Origin of the sequence: uncultured Parabacteroides sp., from assembly GCF_902493135.1 — a bacterium.
In the GTDB taxonomy this organism is placed as follows: domain Bacteria; phylum Bacteroidota; class Bacteroidia; order Bacteroidales; family Tannerellaceae; genus Parabacteroides.
The window spans coordinates 189,276-209,764 of sequence record NZ_CABUOD010000001.1 but is presented as its reverse complement, the minus strand read 5'-3'; the positions used below and the strand labels follow the sequence as shown (position 1 = coordinate 209,764).

The window sequence follows — 20,489 nt, the reverse complement described above, 5'->3', positions numbered from 1 at the left end:
TAGAAATAACAAATGAAGCGGGAAAAGTTTTTTCCTTTTAGGCTTTTTTGTCAGACAGAAAGCTGCTGCAAGAGAGATTCTATGGTATCGGCCGCCTGCGTATGCCCGTCGGGATGGTGGATCAGGAATGCGGAACCGGCAGACAGATCGCCCGCCTCGATCCACAGTGGCGATTCCACATGCCGGCCGGCACGTATGCCGTTCCGCTGGAGCGCCTTGCGGACCATCGCATATTTCTGCCCGTGCCCGGTCAGGCGTATTTCTTTCGAATACCGGTTATCGATGCGGAACAGGCCGGTCTCCGTGTCGAACACGATTCCCTTGCGGGCGAAGAAACCGCTCAAGTGGCCGCTCAGGGCGAGATCTTCGGGCGTACCGGTCGTAATCCCGTTCGTCCGGTCCATCAGCCAAATCTTGTCGGCGATCTGGAGCGCCAGTTCGAGGTCGTGCGTGGAGAGGAAAATCGTCTTGTTCGTGCTTCGTGTCAGATGATGGAGCAGTTGCATGATCTCCACCTTGCTCGGAAAATCGAGGAAAGCGGTCGGTTCGTCCAGGAAGATCACAGGCGTTTCCTGAGCCAGCGCCTTGGCGATCATGACCTTCTGCCGTTCCCCGTCCGACAGGGTGTGCACCATGCGGGAGGCCAGGTTCCCGATCCGTACCAAGGCGATCGATTCTTCCACGACCTGCTTGTCCTCTTTGCCCAACCGTCCCCAGAAACCGGTGTAAGGACTGCGTCCCATCTCGACCAATTCCCGTACGGACATATTCCGGATGTCACACTTCTCCGTCAGGACAACGCCGATCGTCGTGCTCAGTTCCTTGTCCGAATAGCTGTCCACATCACGTCCCAGGACGGCGATCTCGCCTCCCAGCTTCGGCTGGAAAGCCGACAACGTGCGCAGAAGCGTCGACTTCCCGACTCCGTTCGCCCCTAACAGGCAGGTTAATTCTCCGCTATAAATCCGGGCCTGTATATGGCTCGCCACCAACTTGGTATCGTTTTTTGTCCGATAGCCGATAGAGAGGTCGTTTATATGAATCGTATCTTGTTTCATCATTCGTTCAGTTCGTTCTTACGTTTGCGGAATAGCACGGAGGCCACTACCGGAGCACCGACCAAGGCAGTCACCGAGTTGACCGGCAAAGCCCCTTCGAAGCCGGGCATCCGGGCAATCAGGTTACAGGCGAGCGCCAACGCGGCACCGGCAAACAAGACGGCAGGCATCAGGACCCGGTGGTCGGACGTTTGGAAAATGGCCCGGCACAGATGCGGGACAGCCAAGCCAAGAAAGATGACCGGTCCGCAATAGGCCGTCACGATCGCCGTCAGCACTCCCGCCGAGGTGATAACCAAGAGACGCGCCCGCTTGATGTTCAGTCCCAGGTTACGGGCATAACCGTCGCCGAGCAGCATCAGGTTCAGCGTCTTGATCAGCAGGAACGACAAAGGGATCAGAATCGCCATGATCGCGACAAACAGCATCATCTGGTTGCCGGAAACACGGGAGAAACTGCCCAATCCCCAGATCACGTAGGCGCGAATGTCCTCTTCCACGCTGAAAAACTTCAGCACGCCGATCACCGCATTCGCCACGTAGCCGATCATCACGCCGATGATCAGCAGCGTCACGTTCCCCTTCACCTTCTGCGACACATATACGATCAACGCCATCACCGAGAGCGAACCGATCACGGCTGCTATCGAAAGCGCGATTTCTCCCATAAACCCCAATTTGCTAAGCGCAACCCCTCCGAGGCTACCGCTCAACAGCACCACGAAGGCCACGCCCATGCTCGCACCGGAGCTGATCCCCAGCACGGAAGGTCCCGCCAGCGGATTCCGGAAAACAGTCTGCATCTGCAAGCCGCTTATCGCCAGGCCCGCTCCCGCCACCAAAGCTGTCAACGCCTGCGGGAGACGTGATTTCCAGACGATGTTCTGCCACGTCACCGGCTCGTCTCCCAGTCCGCAAACAATGTTCCAGACAGACTTCAACGGGATAGACACCGACCCTAACACCAGGTTCAGGAACATCAGGACCAGGATGGACGCTACGATGAGCGACATCAGAAAAGTAGTGGAATGTCTCATTCGTGCAACTTATTTAAGTCGTGCATAATAAACAGGCGTATGATCGGGCAACAGGTCCGGGTGGAATATATGCAGCAGGTCGGCCAGCACGACTTCCGGCTCGGTCGGCATGCTTTCGTAGAAGGGCGTATCTTTCATGTTGCAATAGATGATCCCTTTCTCCTTGAAGGCACGGAAATCGGCATAACGCGGGTCCTGCTCCTTCAACGCCCCATAGCTGAATGTGCCCGGATAGCTGTTCACGATGCGCCAGTAATCGGCTTCGTCACCCTGGTTATAGACCGTTTCGAAGTCGAGCGTCACACCTCCCGAACGTTTGTCGTCTTTCAGGAAATAGTCGGCCCCGGCATCCTTGAAAAGTTGGGCGAGGAAGCTTTCCCCTCCCACGGCATACCAGTTTCCGCCCCGCATCTCGCCGCTCAGCACGACCGGGCGTCTCTTCATTTTTCCTTCCGCCGTCAGTTCCTTCAACTCATTGTAGCGTGCCGCGATGGCGTCGAATGTCTCGTTCGCCTTTTGCTCCTGTCCCAACAGCAGGCCGACGAACTTCACCCATTCCGCCTGTCCCAACGGCGTCATCTCCTTATAGCCTAAATGCGGGATCAACGGGATACCGACATCCTTCAAGGTCTCGTATCCGCCCCGTTTGAAAGGCGAGACAAGGATCAGGTCGGGGTTCATGCTCATGATCACCTCGTTGTCGAAATTCCCTTCTATGCCGATCTTGGCAGTCTTCCCGCTCTTCAGGCGTTCGTTCATCTCCCGGTTGAACAGATGCCGGGTGCTGGTTACTCCCACGACCTTGTCCAGTTCGCCCATCTTGATAAAATTGGACAACTGCAAGGATGTCATACAGATAACACTTCTGACGGGTGTCTCGATCACGGTGTACGATCCGGGGATGCCGGCAGGTTTCGTTCCTCTCCTGACAAGCGCATAATGGAAAGTCGTACTTTCCTCATTCTGCGGGTCCTGGATATCCAGCAAGACATATCCGTCCCGATAGGACAATTCGAAACCACGGGCATACTCCGGCACGATACGGACACCGGAAGACGCGCTTTCTTCCGTCGTCTCCACCTTGTCGGTCTGTTGATTGTTTTTGGTCGTACACGAGGATACGACACACAACGACATAAGCAGGCAACACCCTGCCAGGTATTTTTTCATATTCAATATTATTTTATTTCACCGGACAAGCCTTGTCCACCCCACGAGGACGAAACTCTTCCAAACCGAAACGGCAGGTCTTCTGACTTACTTCCATCCCGGACACCTTCCCGATCCCCCGATCAGTGGCATAGAGTATTGCCGGCATGTTTCCGAAGTTTCACAGCAGCGTGGTCTGTCCGGGATTTCCACCCGGTTCCCTTTTCATCCCTGTCCTGTAAGAAGGACAGGAAAACCTGTTTCAAGGGACAAATATAATAATATTACTTTTCATTCAAGAGAAAAATGACAGACAAATCCTTTTTTCTTACGAGCTGCCATTTGGAAAGTTGCGCGATTTTCCTCACTTTTGCGCACTAAATAAATCAAACGCACATGTCGTACCCTATCTGCTTCGTATCACTCGGTCCGGGAGACCCCGAACTGATCACCCTGAAAGGCTTGAAAAAACTTCGACAGGCCGATATCATCTATTGTCCCGCCACCATGAGCAAGAGCGGGCAACCCCTCTCCCGTGCGGCCCGTATTATCGAAGAACTGGAAATCGGGAAATCCGCGATCCGGCTCTTCACGCTCCCGATGAGCAAAGACCGTACCGAAGCCTGGAAAGTCTACGATGCCCTGTATGAAAAGGCCGTATCCGCCTGCGACGAAGGGAAAAAGGTAGTCATTGTGGCGGAAGGCGATGCCGGGTTCTATTCTTCCATACAATATATATACGACAAATTCAAGGAGAACCGCATCGAAGTGGAACGAACCGCCGGAATCCCCGCTTTCATTGCGGCAGGCGCCTTGGCCGGTTTGCATATCGTCAAACAGGAAGAACAGATCATCGTCATACCCGGAATGCTGACGGCGGAAGAATTGTCGGAAAAGATCAAGGCCGGCTACGTGATCGTCATCATGAAGTTGTCCCAATGCGTGGAGGCCGTCCATACCTGCATCCGGTTACATCCGGAAGCGAACTTCCACTATTTCGAGAATGTCGGGACCGGGAAAGAGTTCTATACCTCCGACCCGAAACAAATCCAGGGAAAAATATTCCCATACTTTTCCCTGATGATCATCCAATAACAGCTAAACCACCCGACCTTTTATTTTGTTATTATATAAAAATATATTTACTTTTGTTTTCCACTTAAACTTACATAAGACATGAAATCGGACATAGAAATTGCAAGAGAGGTCTCTCTGCGCAAGATAAAAGAAATCGCGACCGGATTAGGCATCCCGCGCGAAGAAGTTCAGAATTACGGCAGATACATCGCCAAAATACCTCTCCATCTGATCGACGAAGAGAAGATCAAACAACACAATCTGATCCTGGTTACGGCTATCACTCCTACGAAAGCGGGCATCGGCAAGACGACCGTTTCGATCGGACTGGCTTTGGGATTGAACAAGATCGGTAAAAAGGCGGTCGTCGCCTTGCGCGAACCATCACTGGGCCCGTGCTTCGGCATGAAGGGCGGAGCGGCCGGAGGCGGATACTCGCAGGTGTTGCCGATGGAGAACATCAACCTGCATTTTACAGGAGACTTCCATGCGGTTACTTCCGCCCACAATATGATCACGGCGTTGCTGGACAACTACATCTACCAGACGCGTAACACCTGCGAAGGCCTGAAAGAGATCAAATGGAAACGCGTGCTGGACGTGAACGACCGCAGCCTGCGCAACATCGTTTCCGGTCTGGGCGGATCGGCCAACGGCGTACCGACGGAGACAGGCTTCGACATCACGCCCGCATCGGAAATCATGGCGATCCTTTGCCTGGCTACGGATATCGAGGATTTGAAACGACGTGTCGGCAACATCCTGTTGGGATACACGAACGATGACAAGCCTTTCACCGTAAACGACCTGGGAGTGGCCGGGGCGATCACGGTATTGCTGAAAGACGCCCTCCTGCCCAACCTGGTGCAGACAACCGAGAACACGGCCGCCTTCGTGCACGGAGGCCCGTTCGCCAACATCGCACACGGCTGCAACTCCGTCCTGGCGACCAAGATGGCGCTGACGTATGGCGATTATGTCATTACGGAGGCCGGATTCGGCGCCGACTTAGGAGCTGAAAAGTTTTTCGACATCAAATGCCGCAAAGCCGGACTGGCACCGAAGCTGACGGTTATCGTGGCGACGGCCCAGAGCTTGAAGCTGCATGGAGGCGTACCGGAAAACAGGATTAAGGAGCCTGACATCGAAGGTCTTAAAAACGGTTTCGAGAACCTGGACAAGCATGTCGAGAACATGAAACGTTTCGGCCAGGAAGTGATCGTGACCTTCAACAGGTATGCATCCGATACGGACGAAGAAATCGCCCTGGTGGCAGAACATTGCCGCGAGATAGGCGTAGGCTTCTGCATGAACAACGTATTCGCCGCCGGTGGCGAAGGGGGCGCCGAGCTGGCGAAACTGGTGGTCGACACGATCGAAAAGAAACCTTCCGCCCCGCTTACATACATCTACGAGGACGGCGAACCGATCCGCAGCAAGATCAAAAAGGTGTCCGAACAGATCTACGGGGCGGCCTCCGTTGTCTACACGACATTGGCGGACAAGAAAATCAAACAGATCGAAAGCCTCGGCATCTCCCACTACCCGATCTGCATCGCCAAGACGCAGTATTCGTTCTCTTCCGATCCGAAAGCTTACGGGGTGGCCAAGAATTTCGAGTTGAAAGTGCGCGACATCATCATCAACAACGGTGCGGAGATGATCGTTGTCATCATGGGTGAGATCATGCGTATGCCGGGACTGCCGAAAGACCCTCAGGCAAAACGCATCGACATCGAGAACGGCGTGATCGAAGGACTGAGCTAATCCATCGCAAGGACGCAGATGATTTTAGGGACGCGCGGATTACGCGTGTCCCCGTCTATCGAAGAACTTCTTAAAGAACATGATCTGGTAGTCGATCGAGTTCTTCCAATACTCCCCGTTATGCGATCCGGGACGGACCAGGAAATCATGGTCGATCTTATATTTCAGCAACTTCTTATGGAAGTCGTTATTCACTTCGAAAAAGAAATCACTGTAACCGCAATCGAAGATGATAGCCAGCTCGCCGTTCCTGATGCGGTCGATCTGCATGATTGCCGTATGGCGGTTCCAGACCTCCTGGTTGTCGCTCTCGCTTCCGAGCAGCTTGCTCATCTCCCAGTTGTTGGGGAACGGCCGGATATCGACTCCGCCACTCGTACTGCCGGCTGCACCGAACACATCCTTATGACGGAAAGACAGCCACATGGCTCCGTGCCCGCCCATGCTCAACCCTGTGATGGCACGACCGGAACGGTCTTTCACCGTCGGATATTCGGAATCGATATATTTGACCAATTCGGAGGAGACGAATGTCTCATAACGGCAGGACGGATCCTTCGGGCTGTCCCAATACCAGCTGTTCTTGCCGTCGGGACAGACAAAGATCAGGTCCTCGCGGTCGGCAATATCTTTCAACTCCGGCTTCATGGAAATCCAGGTTTTTGCATTCCCTCCATATCCGTGCAACAGGTAGACAACCGGTTTCGGCGCACGATTATTATCCGGAGAAACGACAACGACCCGGACCTTCTTCTTCATCGCCTCGCTATAAACATCCAACGTATCGACAACAGCTCCTCTCGCCGAAATGGCGATCCAAAGAAAAACCGCCGCAAACATCATCCATCTTATTTTCATATTTCTTTCACTTTTTATTAAATGACAGCAAATATATACAAAAAAACAATATGGATCAATCCTTTTGATATCCGTCGGTCAAGGTATGCATGAAAGCGACAATAGCCGCTTCTTCCTCCGGTGTGAGTCCGAGATTCCCCAATTCGTCGCGGTTGACGGTCTCCGCATATTCGGGGGCCGGATATTCTTCCACATCGCGCACATTATAGAAATGGACTATCTCCTCAAGTGTCTTGAAATAGCCGTTATGACCGTAAGGGGCCGTCAGGGCGATATTGCGCAACGTGGGTACCCGGAACTTGCCGAACTCGGTGCTGTCATGCAGGAAAGCCCCTAACCCCAGGTCCATCGTATCCCGTCCGACCGTGTTGTAGGGAGCGGGAACGCGGAAGAACGGGTTGTCCGGATTGGAAGGGATTCCGAGATTGTCGTAGGTATGGTCGGTAAACAGCACACGGCCGGCTCGTTCGTCGTTTTCCAGAATATGGCATTCGGCACAAAGGCCTTTCTCCTTAAACACTTCCAGTCCTTCCATCTCCTGTCCGGTAAGCCGGCATTTTCCTTCCAGGTAGGCATCGTATTTGGACGTGAAGGGGTTCACCTCGGCAGAGCGTTCATAAGTCGCCAATGCATCCAGTATATGGGCATAAAGGGAATCATCGGAGGCTGTCTCTCCATAAATACGCACAAAATCGGGATAATAGGCCGCACGCCTGACTTTCTGCGTAACCGCCCGGCTGTCCTTGTTTCCCATTTCCAACGGATTGACGAAGGGTTGTCCGGCTTGTTCTTCCAACGAGTTCACCCGGCCGTCCCAGAACAAGCCGCCGACATAGGTTTCTTCTTTTTCGTCATAATGCAAAGCCGGGACATACGCCACATACGAACAGCTCATGGAATTCCGGTTGCTGAACAAACCTTTCACGGCTCCTTCCGAAGTGATCCGTCCATATTTATCGGCAAAACCTTTCGCCGGTTCATGGCAGGTTCCACATGACTGTCCTGCCGGTTCCGATAGCGATTCGTCAAAAAAGAGTTGTTTCCCTACCAGTTCCTTATCGCTTAATTCCGTACAGGGACCCGGTTCGCATGCGGAGAGCAACCCTAATGTCCCTACCAATCCGGCAACTATTACTTTTATATACCCACAACTATTCATAACCATATTGCAATTTGTGGGACCAATGTACAAATAAATCTTACATTATACAAAAATCTTCTTTGCCGTGCAGGGCAGGCCATATCCGCCAGAGGGTGGATATGCCTTTTTAATATGTTAAATCATACAATAACTCCCCTAAAAAGGGGAATATCCGTATTCTCCTATTATCCAAAACTTTATATTTTTACGAGTTTCTTAAAAAATATTACCCGCAAGTAAAATTTGAAATAGATGGGGTATAAAACCAAATTTCATGCACTACTGTTTCGATTCGGACCAACGGGTATTTTAGAAAACTATACAATAAGTAAGGAACTATGGGATACATAAAAAGCGACTGTCTGACAAGTCGCTTTCATCAATTACCAGAACTTATTATTCTCCTGGCTATACTCAAACCCTACGTTCTTCAGTTTCTGGACAAGCGTCTCTTTTTTGATATGCATATCGTCGCATAATTCGTCAAGAGAAGAATAATCGTCTCGCAGTTTCATATTGATAACGCTAAAGAGCATCATCGGATCTTCCGGAAGTGTCATAATTCATCATTTTTTAAAACCGGATGCAAAGGTAATGACTTATTCCATAATCTTCCCTTTCCGGTTCATAAAAACAGGTATCTCCGTCCGGTCTTGCCTACCATTATTACTGAAGTACTGAGACATATGGGATAAGAAGAAAAAAATATACTATTTTTGTAGAGAAACAAATCAAAAGGGTTATGGGAGAAATTATTAAACTGGATAATATATGTCAGTACAATGAAATGGTAGGCCAGGAGACGCTGCATCCATTGATTAGTGTTATCGATCTGTCGAAATCTTCCCGGATCAAACATGTACGAATGAGCTACGGCTTCTATGCCGTCTTCCTGAAAGAGGTCAAATGCGGGGACTTGCGGTACGGACGCAGTTATTACGACTACCAGGAAGGGACACTGGTCTTTTTAGCCCCCGGACAAGTGGTAGGGATCGATGATAACGGTGAATATTTCCAACCGAAAGGCCGTGCATTGATGTTTCATCCGGATCTGATTCGCGGAACATCGCTCGGACGCAATATGAAAAACTATTCTTTCTTCTCGTATGAGGTGAATGAGGCGCTTCATCTCTCCGAACAGGAACGCAGTGTCATTATCGATTGCCTGAATAATATCAGCGAAGAACTCAACCGGGGAATTGACAAGCATAGCAAAATGCTGATTATCTCCAACATCGAGCTTTTGCTCAACTACAGCATCCGTTTTTACGACCGTCAGTTCATCACTCGCGAAAACGTAAACAAGGATATCCTTTCCAAGTTTGAGAATGTCGTGAACGGCTATTTTCAAACCGACAAACCGCAAACGATCGGTCTGCCATCCGTACGTTACTGTGCCGACCAGCTACATCTTTCCGCCAACTATTTAGGTGATCTGATAAAAAAGGAAACAGGCAAGTCCGCACAGGAGCATATCCAACTCCGGTTGATCGATATTGCCAAAGAAAAGATACTGGACACAAGCAAGACCGTCAGCGAAATCGCTTACGAACTGGGGTTCAAATATCCCCAGCATTTCACCCGCGTATTTAAGAAAAACGTAGGCTACACGCCTAATGAATACAGAGGAGTAAATTAAAACAAAAACCGGACGCGGAAAGGAGGTATGTCAAAATACCTCCTTTCTCTGCGTCCGGCTTATTTTAGCACTTAATGCTCAACTGACGTAATACGTCACGAATCTTTTCGAATGTGGTGATACGCGTCGGAACCAAAGGCAGGCGTAATTTGTTTTCGATGAAGCCCATTGCGTTCAACATGCTCTTCGCTCCTGCCGGATTGCCATCGACAAAGAGCAAACTGAACAACTCGGTAAAGCTATGGTGGATCGTGCGGGCGCTGTCGTAGTCGCCTGCCAATGCCAGACGTACCATACGGCTGAACTCACGCGGGAAAGCATTGCCGATAACAGAAATCACACCGACGGCTCCCAATGTAATCAGCGGAAAAGTAATTCCGTCGTCGCCGGAGATGACACTGAAGTTGGCAGGCTTGTTCTTGATGATATCATCCATCTGGGTGATATTGCCGGATGCCTCTTTGACAGCAATGACATTCTTGAACTCACGGGCGATGCGAAGCGTCGTCTCGGCCGTCATGTTCACACCGGTACGTCCCGGTACGTTATATAAGACGATCGGCAACGCCGTCGCTTCGGCAATTGCTTTATAATGCTGGTAGATTCCTTCCTGGGAGGGTTTATTATAGTAAGGCACAACGGAGAGGATGGCATCTATACCATCGAAGTTATCGTTTTTCAACTTCTCGACAACCGAACGGGTACAATTTCCGCCTACTCCCAACACAATAGGGATACGTCCGTTTACCTTCGTTACTACTAAATCGATTATATTCTTCTTTTCTTCTTCTGTGAGTGTAGGAGTTTCAGCAGTGGTACCCAACACAACCAAATAATCGGTCCCGTTCTGCAACTGATAGTCTACAAGCCGGCCTAACGCCTCATAGTCTACACTTTCGTCTTCTTTAAAGGGAGTGATCAACGCCACACCCATTCCTTTTAAGTTTATGTCTGCCATGGGAAAAATATTCCTTTTTTGTTATTTAGCACTGCAAAAATAAGGAATTTATATCATTTTGAGCGTATCGCCTGCAAATAAAATAATATATGTCCAAACAAATGCTTGATATCTTCACGCTCTGTTACAGAAATGGACAAATCATACAAATCGATATCGGGATGCTTCACTCCCACCTTGAATCCGCAAGGATGTTGTAGCATAAGGTATTGCATCGGGTAGCAGTCGGGCCGCGTAAGGTCGATCAGGATATCCGCCTCGATCGTCCTGAAACGGTTCAGGACGGCATCGGAAGGAACCAGCCAAGTGTTCACATCCTTCTTGGCATGAACCGGGATGTACGGGGCATCCGTTTCCGGCAGCGGATCACCGGTTACATAGACACAAGCCTGCACCTTCTTGTTCTTCTTACGCAGGAGGTCCAGGCAAGGTTCAACAAGCTCGCGGTCGTTTGCCTGATAAAGGACCAGGATATGGCTTGCGTCTTCCAGCGCACAGAACTCATGCTTGCGGCCGGCAGCTCCGGAAGCCAAAGACTGCACTTTCTTTTTAATAAAATAATTCGTCAGTCTCATTCCGCTATCATATTTAAGAATTCGTCTTCGTTTATAATCTTCACCCCCAACTTGGCCGCCTTTTCGAGTTTGGCCGGTCCCATATTCTCCCCTGCCAGGATATAATCAGTCTTGCCGGACACCGAGCCGCTGTTCTTTCCGCCGTGCTGCTCGATCATCGCTTTATATTCGTCACGGGAATGTTTGGCGAACGTCCCGCTGATGACAATGCTCAGCCCTTTCAACTTCTCTGAACGGTTTGCCAAGACCTCTTCGGCAACGGACATCTGAAGACCATATTCTTTCAGGCGGTTCACCAACGTCCGGTTGCGTTCGTCGGCAAAGTAATCGATTACGCTCTGGGCGATACGATCCCCGATTTCATCCACGGCGGTCAAATCTTCGAGAGTGGCCTGCTCCAACTGATCCATAGAATGGAAAGCGGCGACCAGGCGTTTTGCCACCGTTTCCCCCACGAAGCGGATCCCCAATCCATACAGGACCCGTTCGAAAGGAACCTGTTTAGATTCTTCAAGGCTCGCCATCAGGTTGCGTGCGCTCTTCTCCGCCCAACGTTCCAAACGTAGCAGATCGGAGATTTCCAAGGCATAAAGATCAGCCGTATCCTTGACATAACCGGCTTCATACAAATCTTCGACTGTTTCCGGTCCCATATTGATGTTCATGGCCCGGCGCGTAACGAAATGCTCGATCTTCCCCTTGATCTGGGGAGGACAGCCGGCTTCGTTCGGGCAGTAGTGGGCCGCTTCTCCTTCGGGACGTACCAGCGGTGTGCCGCATTCGGGACAGGAACGGATAAAACGCACTTTATCGCCTACCAGCAAACCGCGGGCTTCGACATCGACTCCGACAATCTTCGGAATGATCTCGCCGCCTTTCTCTACAAACACCCTATCGCCCAAGTGCAGATCGAGGCCTTCGATAATATCCGCATTATGCAAGGAGGCACGCTTCACGGTCGTCCCTGCCAGCAACACCGGTTCCAGATTGGCTACCGGAGTGACGGTGCCTGTCCGTCCGACCTGGAAAGAGACGGAATTCAGACGGGTCACCGCCCTTTCGGCCTGGAACTTATAGGCAATCGCCCAACGCGGGCTCTTGGCCGTAAATCCCAAATTCCGTTGTTGGCGCAATGAATTTACTTTCAACACGATCCCGTCCGTTGCGACCGGCAAGTTCTTCCGTTCGACATCCCAATAGGCGATATAGTCGTATATGTCTTGCAAGCTGTTGCACACACGGATCACATCCGGTATCTTGAAACCCCACGAACGGGCTGCCCTGAGGTTATCGAAATGCGTTTCAGCCGGCAACTCCGCTCCCAACAGATAATAGAAGTAAGCATCTAATTTACGCGCCGCCACGATAGCAGGATTCAGTTGCTTCAACGTACCGGAAGCGGCATTACGCGGGTTGGCGAAAAGAGGTTCCTCCTGTTCTTCACGCTCTTTGTTCAAACGGTCGAACTCCGCCCAGGGAAGCAGGATCTCCCCTCGTATTTCGAATTCCGCCGGATATCCTTCTCCCATCAACTTCAAAGGGACAGAACGGATGGTCTTCACATTGGCCGTCACATCGTCGCCACGCGTCCCGTCGCCACGTGTCACGGCACGGACCAATCGCCCGCTCTCGTAGGTCAGGGAGATAGACGTCCCGTCATACTTCAACTCGGCAACAATCTCGAAAGGTTCGTTCAGGTCACGGGCGATCCGTTCGTAGAAATCCTTCACTTCATCTTCCGAATAGGTATTGCCCAACGAAAGCATCGGATATTTATGCACCACTTGTTCAAACTCTTTGGAAAGGTCGCTTCCCACCCGCTGGGTCGGCGAATGGGGATCGGCATATTCGGGATGCGCCTCTTCAAGAGTCTGCAACTCTTTCATCATCTCATCAAACTCACGGTCCGATATCGTCGGGGCCGAAAGCACATAATAGTTGTAATTATGTTGCTCCAACGCCTCACGAAGTGCTTTTATTTTATCTTTTGCCATCATTTCGGTTGAAACTTAAAAATTGAAAGCTGAAAAGAAAGATTCATAACTCTCGCCTTTCAACATTCAACTAATATATTAGTTCTACATTATCGATCCACATTGTATTGCCCGGCGAACCAATATAAGCACCGCCGTGGCTGGAAGTGAATTGCAAGACCAGATGGGTCGGCAATTCGCCTTTATCGGCCCAACCTACTTCCTGGATAGGGACACTTTTGCCCTGGCTGTTCAAGGCATAGCGTTCTTCCACCTGAATCCGCATATAGGGCTTATACTCCGGATGCTTCGATATATCGCCATACAGGATCGGATAGGTCGCATCGTTCACCCAGCTGTTGCTGGATTCCGTGTACCGTTGCACCATTGTCCCGACACGCTTGGCATATATGTTTCCGTCTTCATCCTCCCAACGTTTCTGAAGGAAAAGGATAGCAGCGATCGAATCTTGTCCGGCAACCGTCGATTTGCGGCTGAAGCCGGTACTCCGGATACGGTTCTTTTCGGGAGCCAGCTTCACCTTATAGTCATAGCGCAACGCTTTCGGCTTCTTGGTAAACGCCACTCCGCTGTTCAACATGGCCTGCGGGTTCTTGGTTCCTTTGATCGGTTCGTGCACCGTCCCGAGAAAAACGGAACCGGCGGCTACCACCTCGATATCCACCAGGCCGAAAACCTTCACGCTTTCCATCCGCGTCTCCAGGCGCGCGCACCAACCGTCGTCACGCCTCTCCGGAAAGACAGATGTATTGGTCTTCACTACGCCTGCCACCTTTGCCATCACATTGGAATTCGCCCACGGCGAACCGCCCCGGTTCTTATAGGCCGTATTGCCGACGATCGTATCTGTCGGACCCAGTTCATAGAGGAGCTTCGTATTTCCTCCGATGATGCCGGATTCATGTATCTCGCGAACCACCCACTGGTCCATATCGCCAAAACTGAACGGCACCACGTGCTCTTGGGAATTGACAATTGACAATTGATAATTGACAATTCCCAAGAGCAGGAATATTTTTGCTTTTCGTTTCATTTCAAATACTATTTTTTTCAATTACCGCTTCCGGAGCCGCAGGAAGCCAGCGGCACAAGAAACGCATGCAGCCCGAACCGCCGGCTCACGGCAATCCCGGAAGCGCATGAATCCGTCTCTGCCGGCTCACGGCAATCCCGGATTCACATGCAGCTGGCTTCGCTGGCTTCCGGCAGCCTTAGCTTCACGTGAATCTTCCTTTGCCGGGAGCCAGCGAAGCCAGCTGCAACGATTTCGCCTATAAAGAATATCCCCAGGCGTCGAGAGCCATTCCCCAATTATCTTCCACAAGCTGTACGGTACGGTCGTCATACTTGTATTGGTTCTTTTTGTAGCCCTTCTTCTTTCCGAGATATTTCTCGATTTCTGCTTTAGACTCTTCAAAGCCGGGGAGGTTTAATTTCCGATATATATCTTCCGTCATGTCGAAAGCATTCTGCTCGAAATCCTCAAACTTCACTTCAATCAGGTTCCCTTCGGGTATCAGGTGCTTTTGCTCTTCATATTTAAAGAACAACCGACGATACACTTCGATGAAATTGCTTTCGATCTGCTCGTTGGAGATGTCCTGCAAGCGGAGCGGTTGAATCGTATTGGTGAAGAAGCTGCGCGTACTCTCGAACACCGTGTAGGGATTTCGTTTCAGATAGATAAATTTAGCATTCGGAAACATTTCCACCAATGTCTTCACGCGTCCCGTATGAGGCGGGTTCTTGCTCAGAAACTGGGTCCCTTTCGTATTCCAGAGGGAAATCTTAATGAGTTTGAGGAATGTTTCCTTAAACACTTCCCGCTCGTGTTCGCTGATATTGTCGAAAAGCAGATATCGGTCGCAATATTCGAGCATATGCTTCGGGAAGAACCAGAAATTATAATAGGTATAAGGCATCATATTTGCCAGGGCAAATTCCTCTTCCTGGGGAAGATCCACCTTCAATTCCATATTATCGGTCGGACGCTTGTCGGGCATCAGGAACGCCATGTTCTTCTTGAAGAAAGGCTGTCCCCAGAGCATCAGGTTCGGGAATACGGTCTGATAGGTCGTATTGTAGCCGAAATGCTTGTCGCACGAGAAGACATTGTGCATGAAAGTCGTCCCGCTCCGCCAATGTCCGAGGATGAACACCGGGTCCATCTCCAACGGCTTGTCCGCAATCTTGCGGTAACGCGCATCTTCGAACGGTTGCAACAGGCTGAGCAGGCGGCAAACGGATTTCGTCAGGAAATATTTATTACGAAACCCCTTGTCGATCGTTTTATTGGCCGTTACCGCCTTGAACGTTTTCCAGTCGGCACCCACTAATGTATTGATCGGTAGTTTGTCAAATTCCAATAATCCCATACCTTATTTATTATCTGTTATACATTTCACGGGGACGCCTTGCCGTTCGAGTTCTTTACAAACGGCACGGATGGCCTCATAGTGCTCGGCTCCGATGCCCAATTCCGGCAGGTTCAGCACGGCCAATGCATCTTCCGTCACCATATCGCGGGCATCCACCCGGTCGATAATCATGCCGACCGCCGATGTGTTGTTCGTGATCGGGTCGATCAGGATAAAGGCGCCTGTCTGTTTGTTTTTCCGATACGGATCGAAAAACAGTTCCTTTCCGGTCGTGAAGACCACACGGGCGATCTCGTTCAGCTTCATCGGCAACGTTTCCTTTGTCAGTTGTCCATTGTCAATGGATAGCTGTTCCATCGTATTGACATTGACCTTGTAGCGGATGCTATCCACACGGGCACGTGTCAGGTTGGTGGTATGCTTGATGTAGAACTGCTTGTTTACGTCCATCGGCTCTTCGTCCATCCATACCAGCATGGCTTCGAAGTTACGATCCGCCACCGGCAGGTTATCCGGATGCACCAGCATTTCACCCCGTGAGACGTCGATCTCGTCTTCGAGTGTGATCGTGATGCACTGGGGAGGGAAGGCATATTCCAGTTCTCCGTCATATGTCACGATACTCTTTACTTTAGAGGTCTTTCCGGAAGGCAAAGCCATTATCGTATCGCCCTTGCGGACAATACCGCTGGACACTTTTCCGCAAAAGCCACGGAAATCCAGGTTCGGACGCAAGACATATTGCACCGGATAGCGGAAATCCTCAAAGTTACGATCCTGGTCGATGGGCACCGTTTCGAGGAAATCCAACAACGACGGACCTTCATACCAAGGGGTACGGTCGCTCTTTTCCACCACATTGTCGCCATCCAGGGCGGAAAGCGGGATACAGGTGATGTCGGGGACATTCAACGGAGCGACAAACTCCTTATAGTCGGAAACGATCTTATCGAAAACATCCTTGTCGAAATCCACCAGGTCCATCTTGTTAACCGCCAGCACCACATGCTTGATCCCTAACAACGAAACCAGATACGTATGGCGGCGAGTCTGCGTAATCACTCCCGTACGGGCATCCACCAGGATGATCGCGAGATTGGCCGTCGAACCGCCGGTAATCATATTGCGGGTGTACTGCTCGTGTCCCGGAGTGTCGGCAATGATAAACTTACGGTTATTCGTGCTGAAGTAGCGGTAAGCCACATCGATCGTGATCCCTTGCTCGCGTTCGGCTTTCAGGCCGTCCAGCAACAGGGCGTAGTCGATATGGTCGCCGGCATTTCCCATACGCTTGCTATCGCGTTCGAGAGCATCCAACTGGTCTTCGTAAATCTTCTTGCTATCAAACAACAAACGGCCGATCAACGTCGATTTGCCATCGTCCACCGACCCGGCAGTCAGAAAGCGGAGTAAGTCTTTCTGTTCGTCTTTATCTAAGAACTCCTTTATATTTAATGTTGCCATAATGTTAATTGAAAATTGAAAGTTGAAAATTGAAAATTATGCTTGCACCCGATAATTTTCAATTTTCAATTCTCAATTATGAATTTAAAAGTATCCCTCTCTCTTTTTCTGTTCCATACTTGCATCCTGGTCGAAGTCGATCACACGGGTCGTGCGTTCGCTCTTGGTTGTCGTCATCATCTCTTCGACGATCTTTTCAATCGTGTCGGCATTGCTTTCCACCGCACCTGTGAGCGGCCAACAACCCAACGTGCGGAAACGTACCATACGCATCTTGATCTGGTCGCGATACTGCTGCGGCAAACGATCGTCGTCCGCCATGATCAGGTTTCCGTCGATCTCGACACACGGGCGCTCCTTGGCGAAATACAGAGGTACGATCGGAATGTTTTCCAGGCGGATATATTGCCAGATATCCAGTTCCGTCCAGTTGGAGAGCGGGAACACACGGATGCTCTCTCCCTTATGCACGCGTGCATTGTAGATATCCCACAATTCCGGACGCTGGTTCTTCGGGTCCCACTGGTGGAACTTGTCGCGGAAAGAATAGATACGTTCTTTCGCGCGACTCTTCTCTTCATCACGGCGGGCTCCCCCGAAGGCGGCATCGAACTTATATTTGTCGAGCGAACGCAACAACGCCTGTGTCTTCATCAGATCCGTATGCACCTTGCTGCCATGCGTGAAAGGGCCTACCCCTGCATGAAAAGCTTCCATATTGGACTCCACGATCAGGTTCCATCCGAATTTCTTCGCATAGTCATCACGGAACTGAATCATTTCCTTAAACTTCCACTTCGAATCGATGTGCATCAAAGGGAAAGGGACTTTCCCCGGAGAAAAAGCCTTCTCTGCCAAGCGAACCATGACGGACGAGTCTTTTCCGATGGAATAAAGCATAACAGGATTCTCAAACTCGGCAGCCACCTCCCGGATGATATGGATAGACTCTGCTTCCAACTCCTGCAAATGGCTTAATTTATAATCTGACATTGTATATAATTTAATGTTATTATTCTTATCTTTCGATTGCATTTCCGTTCCATGAGCATGAAACTATGTTTTCCCGCTCATGAAACTATGTTTTCCCTCCCTTGAAACTATAGTTCCTTGCCGCCGGAAACCCTCGGCAATATAAGTCCAAGCAAACGGCTTACGGATTCCTCCGGGCTCAACACGGAAGTGTCCAACGTCAAGTCCGGATGTGCAGGAGCCTCAAACGGAGCGGAGACACCCGTGAAATCCTTGATCTCTCCCCGGCGTGCTTTCGCATACAGTCCTTTGACGTCGCGCCGCTCGCACTCTTCAATCGGTGTGCTGACATATATTTCCAGGAAATTCTCTTTCCCGATAATGGAAGCCGCCATTTCCCTCAAATCGTTATTCGGGCTGATAAAAGCCGCTATAGTGATAACCCCTGTATCGATAAAGAGTTTACTTACTTCGGCAATGCGGCGGATATTCTCCACCCGGTCTTCGGCCGAAAAGCCCAGGTTGTTGTTGATCCCGCTACGGATATTATCGCCGTCCAGGATGCGGCACAACAGACCGCGTTTGTGCAACTCGCGCTCAAGCGCTATCGCCACCGTGCTCTTCCCGGACCCGCTCAGGCCGGTAAACCACACCATCACACTGCGTTGTCTCAACAAACGCTCTTTATCCTCCCTCGTCATCATCCTATCGAAAATAGGATAGATATGAGTATTTTGCTTTTCTTCCATTTTCAACTATTTAGAATTTCCAGATCATCGGTATCACGAATACCGAGATCAAAAAAGTGATCAAGTTAAGAGGTAAACCGATTTTCACGAAGTCCGTGAACTTATAACTGCCGATACCTTGCACGATCAGATTGGTCTGATAGCCGATCGGCGTACTGAAGCTGGCAGATGCCGCCATACAGATCACCACAAAGAATGGAGTCGGATCCACACCTAACTGGGTAGCGACCGACAAGGCGATCGGGAAACTGAGCGCCGCAGCCGCATTGTTCGTGATCAGCTCCGTGAAGATATTGGTGATGATAAAAAGGATTGCCAACAGGGCATACGGGCCGATATTATGCGCCATGCCGATGATATGGCGGGCTATCAAAGCCGCAAAGCCTGAATTTTCCATCGCCTTGCTGATCGCGAAGGCACAGGCGATCGTGATCAGAATATCCCAGGATATATATTTGGTATATTTCTTCGGAGGGAAAATCTTGGTCCACGCCATAATGATAGTCGTGATACAGACAAAGAAGAACATGTCCAGACGTATCTCCGGGAAAGCCTCTTTCACGGCAGGCAATTCCCCTACCGTGGCGCCTACGATCATAAAGATCAGCAAGCCCAACGCCAGCCAGCGTTTCTTGCGCGAAACCGGTTCCGTTCCGTCCGTACCGTTGGCAAGCAAAAGGAAGACACTGGATTCGCCCCATGTCGGCACGAACGTATCGTCCGCCCAAAGGACCAGCGTGTCCCCTTCGTGCAACGTCACCTTATCGAGATCGCGGGTAAACCGTTGTCCTCCGCTTTTTACTTCTTTCACGATCGCACCGTAATGACGGGTAAAGTTGAACTCGCCCAGCGTCTTGTTGATACCCGGAAAACGGGAGCCCAGCACCGCTTCCACCCGGTGCAGGTTGCCGGGATTGCCTTCCTCCTCTTCTTCCTCATAACGATCCGCACGCGAATCGGGCAGCAGTTTGTTGGAGAAGGCGAACAGGTAAATGATACCGGCCAGCGCGATAAAGATGCCGACCTTTCCGAGTTCGAACATCGTGAAACCTTCATATCCGGCTTCCAGGATCATGCCGTGCACAACCAAGTTGGTCGACGTGCCGATCAGGGTACAGATACCGCCCAGGATCGTCACATATGAAAGAGGGATCAGGAATTTCGTTGCCGGCAGCTTGACCGATTCCGCCCAACGCTTGATGATAGGGGCGAAAATAACGACAACAGGCGTGTTGTTCAGAAAAGCGGAAATAAAAGCGATAGGTGGCAGCATTCGGAACTGCGCCTTGAAAACGGTTGTTTTTCCTTCCGGCAACAGCTTCTTTATAAGTTGCCCCAATGCTCCGCTCTGGCGAATGCCCTCGCTTACCAGAAAGAGCATTCCGACGGTTATCATCCCTTTATTGCTAAAGCCTTCGAGCATTTCCTTCGGCGTCAGTATTCCTGCACAGAGGAATAGCACTACAACCGTGAGCAACACCATTCCGGGCCTCAGCCCATCCCATATCAACGCCCCTATCATGCCGACCAACGCCAGCAATACAAATATTATTTCAAAGTTCATGCCTACTTAGTCTGTAAGTATAAGTTTTTCAGATAAGGTGCAAATGTAATAAGAATATTAAATCTAATCTCATTACGATAACCTATTTTAGGGATTATCTTGCTTACAG

At 50.5% G+C, this 20,489-nt stretch carries 18 protein-coding genes and 1 riboswitch; of the genes, 3 read left to right on the top strand and 15 right to left on the bottom strand.

Features of this window, described 5'->3' with window-relative positions:
* Nucleotides 1-50 precede the first annotated feature (50 nt).
* From RDN79_RS00875 to RDN79_RS00865, 3 genes are read right to left on the bottom strand one after another with little or no spacing between them, the layout of a single operon-like run.
* The gene (locus tag RDN79_RS00875) at nt 51-1,058 is read right to left on the bottom strand and encodes an ABC transporter ATP-binding protein (protein WP_298554625.1); all 1,008 of its coding nucleotides are present in this window, start codon (nt 1,056-1,058) and stop codon (nt 51-53) included.
* Nucleotides 1,058-2,095 carry an iron ABC transporter permease gene (locus RDN79_RS00870; protein ID WP_298554376.1) on the bottom strand — a complete coding sequence of 346 codons (1,038 nt, stop codon included), beginning with the start codon at nt 2,093-2,095 and terminating at the stop codon, nt 1,058-1,060. The genes RDN79_RS00875 and RDN79_RS00870 overlap by 1 nt, the downstream gene beginning before the upstream one ends.
* 9 nt (nt 2,096-2,104) lie before the next feature.
* Nucleotides 2,105-3,265, bottom strand: a complete 1,161-nt coding sequence (locus tag RDN79_RS00865) for an ABC transporter substrate-binding protein (RefSeq protein WP_298554379.1) — start codon at nt 3,263-3,265, stop codon at nt 2,105-2,107.
* Between the two features lie 54 nt (nt 3,266-3,319).
* Nucleotides 3,320-3,520: riboswitch (cobalamin riboswitch) on the bottom strand.
* Nucleotides 3,521-3,640: 120 nt separating this feature from the next.
* On the opposite strand from RDN79_RS00865, the gene RDN79_RS00860 reads away from it, so the two are divergent.
* Nucleotides 3,641-4,339: a precorrin-2 C(20)-methyltransferase gene (locus RDN79_RS00860; protein WP_298554382.1), complete on the top strand. Its 699-nt coding sequence runs from the start codon at nt 3,641-3,643 to the stop codon at nt 4,337-4,339.
* Between the two features lie 81 nt (nt 4,340-4,420).
* Entirely contained in the window at nt 4,421-6,088 is a 1,668-nt protein-coding gene (locus RDN79_RS00855) for a formate--tetrahydrofolate ligase (RefSeq protein ID WP_298554385.1), read from the top strand.
* A 39-nt stretch (nt 6,089-6,127) separates the two neighbouring features.
* Here the strand turns inward: RDN79_RS00855 and RDN79_RS00850 are convergent, their stop codons facing one another.
* The 3 genes from RDN79_RS00850 to RDN79_RS00840 form a co-directional block, all read right to left on the bottom strand.
* Nucleotides 6,128-6,946, bottom strand: coding sequence for an alpha/beta hydrolase family protein (locus RDN79_RS00850; protein WP_298554388.1), 819 nt, complete (start codon nt 6,944-6,946; stop codon nt 6,128-6,130).
* Nucleotides 6,947-7,001: 55 nt separating this feature from the next.
* Nucleotides 7,002-8,105: a cytochrome-c peroxidase gene (locus RDN79_RS00845; RefSeq protein ID WP_298554391.1), complete on the bottom strand. Its 1,104-nt coding sequence runs from the start codon at nt 8,103-8,105 to the stop codon at nt 7,002-7,004.
* Between the two features lie 365 nt (nt 8,106-8,470).
* The gene (locus RDN79_RS00840; protein WP_298554394.1) at nt 8,471-8,647 is read right to left on the bottom strand and encodes a DUF4250 domain-containing protein; all 177 of its coding nucleotides are present in this window, start codon (nt 8,645-8,647) and stop codon (nt 8,471-8,473) included.
* A gap of 182 nt (nt 8,648-8,829) precedes the next feature.
* Between RDN79_RS00840 and RDN79_RS00835 the strand changes: the two genes are divergently transcribed.
* Complete coding sequence (locus RDN79_RS00835) at nt 8,830-9,726, top strand: AraC family transcriptional regulator (protein WP_298554397.1); 897 nt, start codon at nt 8,830-8,832, stop codon at nt 9,724-9,726.
* A gap of 64 nt (nt 9,727-9,790) precedes the next feature.
* Here RDN79_RS00835 and dapA read toward each other — a convergent pair whose 3' ends face one another.
* The 9 genes from dapA to RDN79_RS00790 all read right to left on the bottom strand — a co-directional run bounded on the left by dapA (nt 9,791) and on the right by RDN79_RS00790 (nt 20,380).
* Nucleotides 9,791-10,684 carry a 4-hydroxy-tetrahydrodipicolinate synthase gene (gene dapA / locus RDN79_RS00830; RefSeq protein WP_298554400.1) on the bottom strand — a complete coding sequence of 298 codons (894 nt, stop codon included), beginning with the start codon at nt 10,682-10,684 and terminating at the stop codon, nt 9,791-9,793.
* A gap of 53 nt (nt 10,685-10,737) precedes the next feature.
* On the bottom strand, nt 10,738-11,259 hold the full coding sequence (locus RDN79_RS00825; protein WP_298554403.1) for a hypothetical protein: 522 nt from the start codon (nt 11,257-11,259) through the stop codon (nt 10,738-10,740).
* Nucleotides 11,256-13,256, bottom strand: coding sequence for an NAD-dependent DNA ligase LigA (gene ligA, locus RDN79_RS00820; RefSeq protein ID WP_298554406.1), 2,001 nt, complete (start codon nt 13,254-13,256; stop codon nt 11,256-11,258). Before ligA ends, RDN79_RS00825 begins: the two co-directional genes overlap by 4 nt.
* A 67-nt stretch (nt 13,257-13,323) precedes the next feature.
* Entirely contained in the window at nt 13,324-14,286 is a 963-nt protein-coding gene (locus RDN79_RS00815; protein ID WP_298554409.1) for a PCMD domain-containing protein, read from the bottom strand.
* 238 nt (nt 14,287-14,524) lie between these two features.
* On the bottom strand, nt 14,525-15,628 hold the full coding sequence (locus tag RDN79_RS00810) for a sulfotransferase (RefSeq protein ID WP_298554412.1): 1,104 nt from the start codon (nt 15,626-15,628) through the stop codon (nt 14,525-14,527).
* A gap of 3 nt (nt 15,629-15,631) precedes the next feature.
* Entirely contained in the window at nt 15,632-17,095 is a 1,464-nt protein-coding gene (cysN, locus tag RDN79_RS00805) for a sulfate adenylyltransferase subunit CysN (RefSeq protein ID WP_298554414.1), read from the bottom strand.
* Nucleotides 17,096-17,179: 84 nt separating this feature from the next.
* Nucleotides 17,180-18,088, bottom strand: a complete 909-nt coding sequence (gene cysD, locus RDN79_RS00800) for a sulfate adenylyltransferase subunit CysD (RefSeq protein WP_298554417.1) — start codon at nt 18,086-18,088, stop codon at nt 17,180-17,182.
* 107 nt (nt 18,089-18,195) lie between these two features.
* Entirely contained in the window at nt 18,196-18,816 is a 621-nt protein-coding gene (cysC, locus tag RDN79_RS00795) for an adenylyl-sulfate kinase (RefSeq protein ID WP_298554419.1), read from the bottom strand.
* Between the two features lie 10 nt (nt 18,817-18,826).
* Entirely contained in the window at nt 18,827-20,380 is a 1,554-nt protein-coding gene (locus RDN79_RS00790) for an SLC13 family permease (protein WP_298554421.1), read from the bottom strand.
* Nucleotides 20,381-20,489 lie beyond the last annotated feature (109 nt).

What these genes read in the sequence shown, in the direction of transcription:
- RDN79_RS00865 (WP_298554379.1), bottom strand. Translation starts at nt 3,265, where the DNA reads ATGAAAAAATACCTGGCAGGGTGTTGCCTGCTTATGTCGTTGTGTGTC.
- RDN79_RS00840 (WP_298554394.1), bottom strand. Translation starts at nt 8,647, where the DNA reads ATGACACTTCCGGAAGATCCGATGATGCTCTTTAGCGTTATCAATATG.
- RDN79_RS00860 (WP_298554382.1), top strand. Translation starts at nt 3,641, where the DNA reads ATGTCGTACCCTATCTGCTTCGTATCACTCGGTCCGGGAGACCCCGAA.
- RDN79_RS00835 (WP_298554397.1), top strand. Translation starts at nt 8,830, where the DNA reads ATGGGAGAAATTATTAAACTGGATAATATATGTCAGTACAATGAAATG.
- RDN79_RS00815 (WP_298554409.1), bottom strand. Translation starts at nt 14,286, where the DNA reads ATGAAACGAAAAGCAAAAATATTCCTGCTCTTGGGAATTGTCAATTAT.
- RDN79_RS00790 (WP_298554421.1), bottom strand. Translation starts at nt 20,380, where the DNA reads ATGAACTTTGAAATAATATTTGTATTGCTGGCGTTGGTCGGCATGATA.
- ligA (WP_298554406.1), bottom strand. Translation starts at nt 13,256, where the DNA reads ATGATGGCAAAAGATAAAATAAAAGCACTTCGTGAGGCGTTGGAGCAA.
- dapA (WP_298554400.1), bottom strand. Translation starts at nt 10,684, where the DNA reads ATGGCAGACATAAACTTAAAAGGAATGGGTGTGGCGTTGATCACTCCC.
- RDN79_RS00855 (WP_298554385.1), top strand. Translation starts at nt 4,421, where the DNA reads ATGAAATCGGACATAGAAATTGCAAGAGAGGTCTCTCTGCGCAAGATA.
- RDN79_RS00845 (WP_298554391.1), bottom strand. Translation starts at nt 8,105, where the DNA reads ATGAATAGTTGTGGGTATATAAAAGTAATAGTTGCCGGATTGGTAGGG.
- RDN79_RS00825 (WP_298554403.1), bottom strand. Translation starts at nt 11,259, where the DNA reads ATGAGACTGACGAATTATTTTATTAAAAAGAAAGTGCAGTCTTTGGCT.
- cysN (WP_298554414.1), bottom strand. Translation starts at nt 17,095, where the DNA reads ATGGCAACATTAAATATAAAGGAGTTCTTAGATAAAGACGAACAGAAA.
- cysD (WP_298554417.1), bottom strand. Translation starts at nt 18,088, where the DNA reads ATGTCAGATTATAAATTAAGCCATTTGCAGGAGTTGGAAGCAGAGTCT.
- RDN79_RS00850 (WP_298554388.1), bottom strand. Translation starts at nt 6,946, where the DNA reads ATGAAAATAAGATGGATGATGTTTGCGGCGGTTTTTCTTTGGATCGCC.
- RDN79_RS00810 (WP_298554412.1), bottom strand. Translation starts at nt 15,628, where the DNA reads ATGGGATTATTGGAATTTGACAAACTACCGATCAATACATTAGTGGGT.
- RDN79_RS00870 (WP_298554376.1), bottom strand. Translation starts at nt 2,095, where the DNA reads ATGAGACATTCCACTACTTTTCTGATGTCGCTCATCGTAGCGTCCATC.
- RDN79_RS00875 (WP_298554625.1), bottom strand. Translation starts at nt 1,058, where the DNA reads ATGAAACAAGATACGATTCATATAAACGACCTCTCTATCGGCTATCGG.
- cysC (WP_298554419.1), bottom strand. Translation starts at nt 18,816, where the DNA reads ATGGAAGAAAAGCAAAATACTCATATCTATCCTATTTTCGATAGGATG.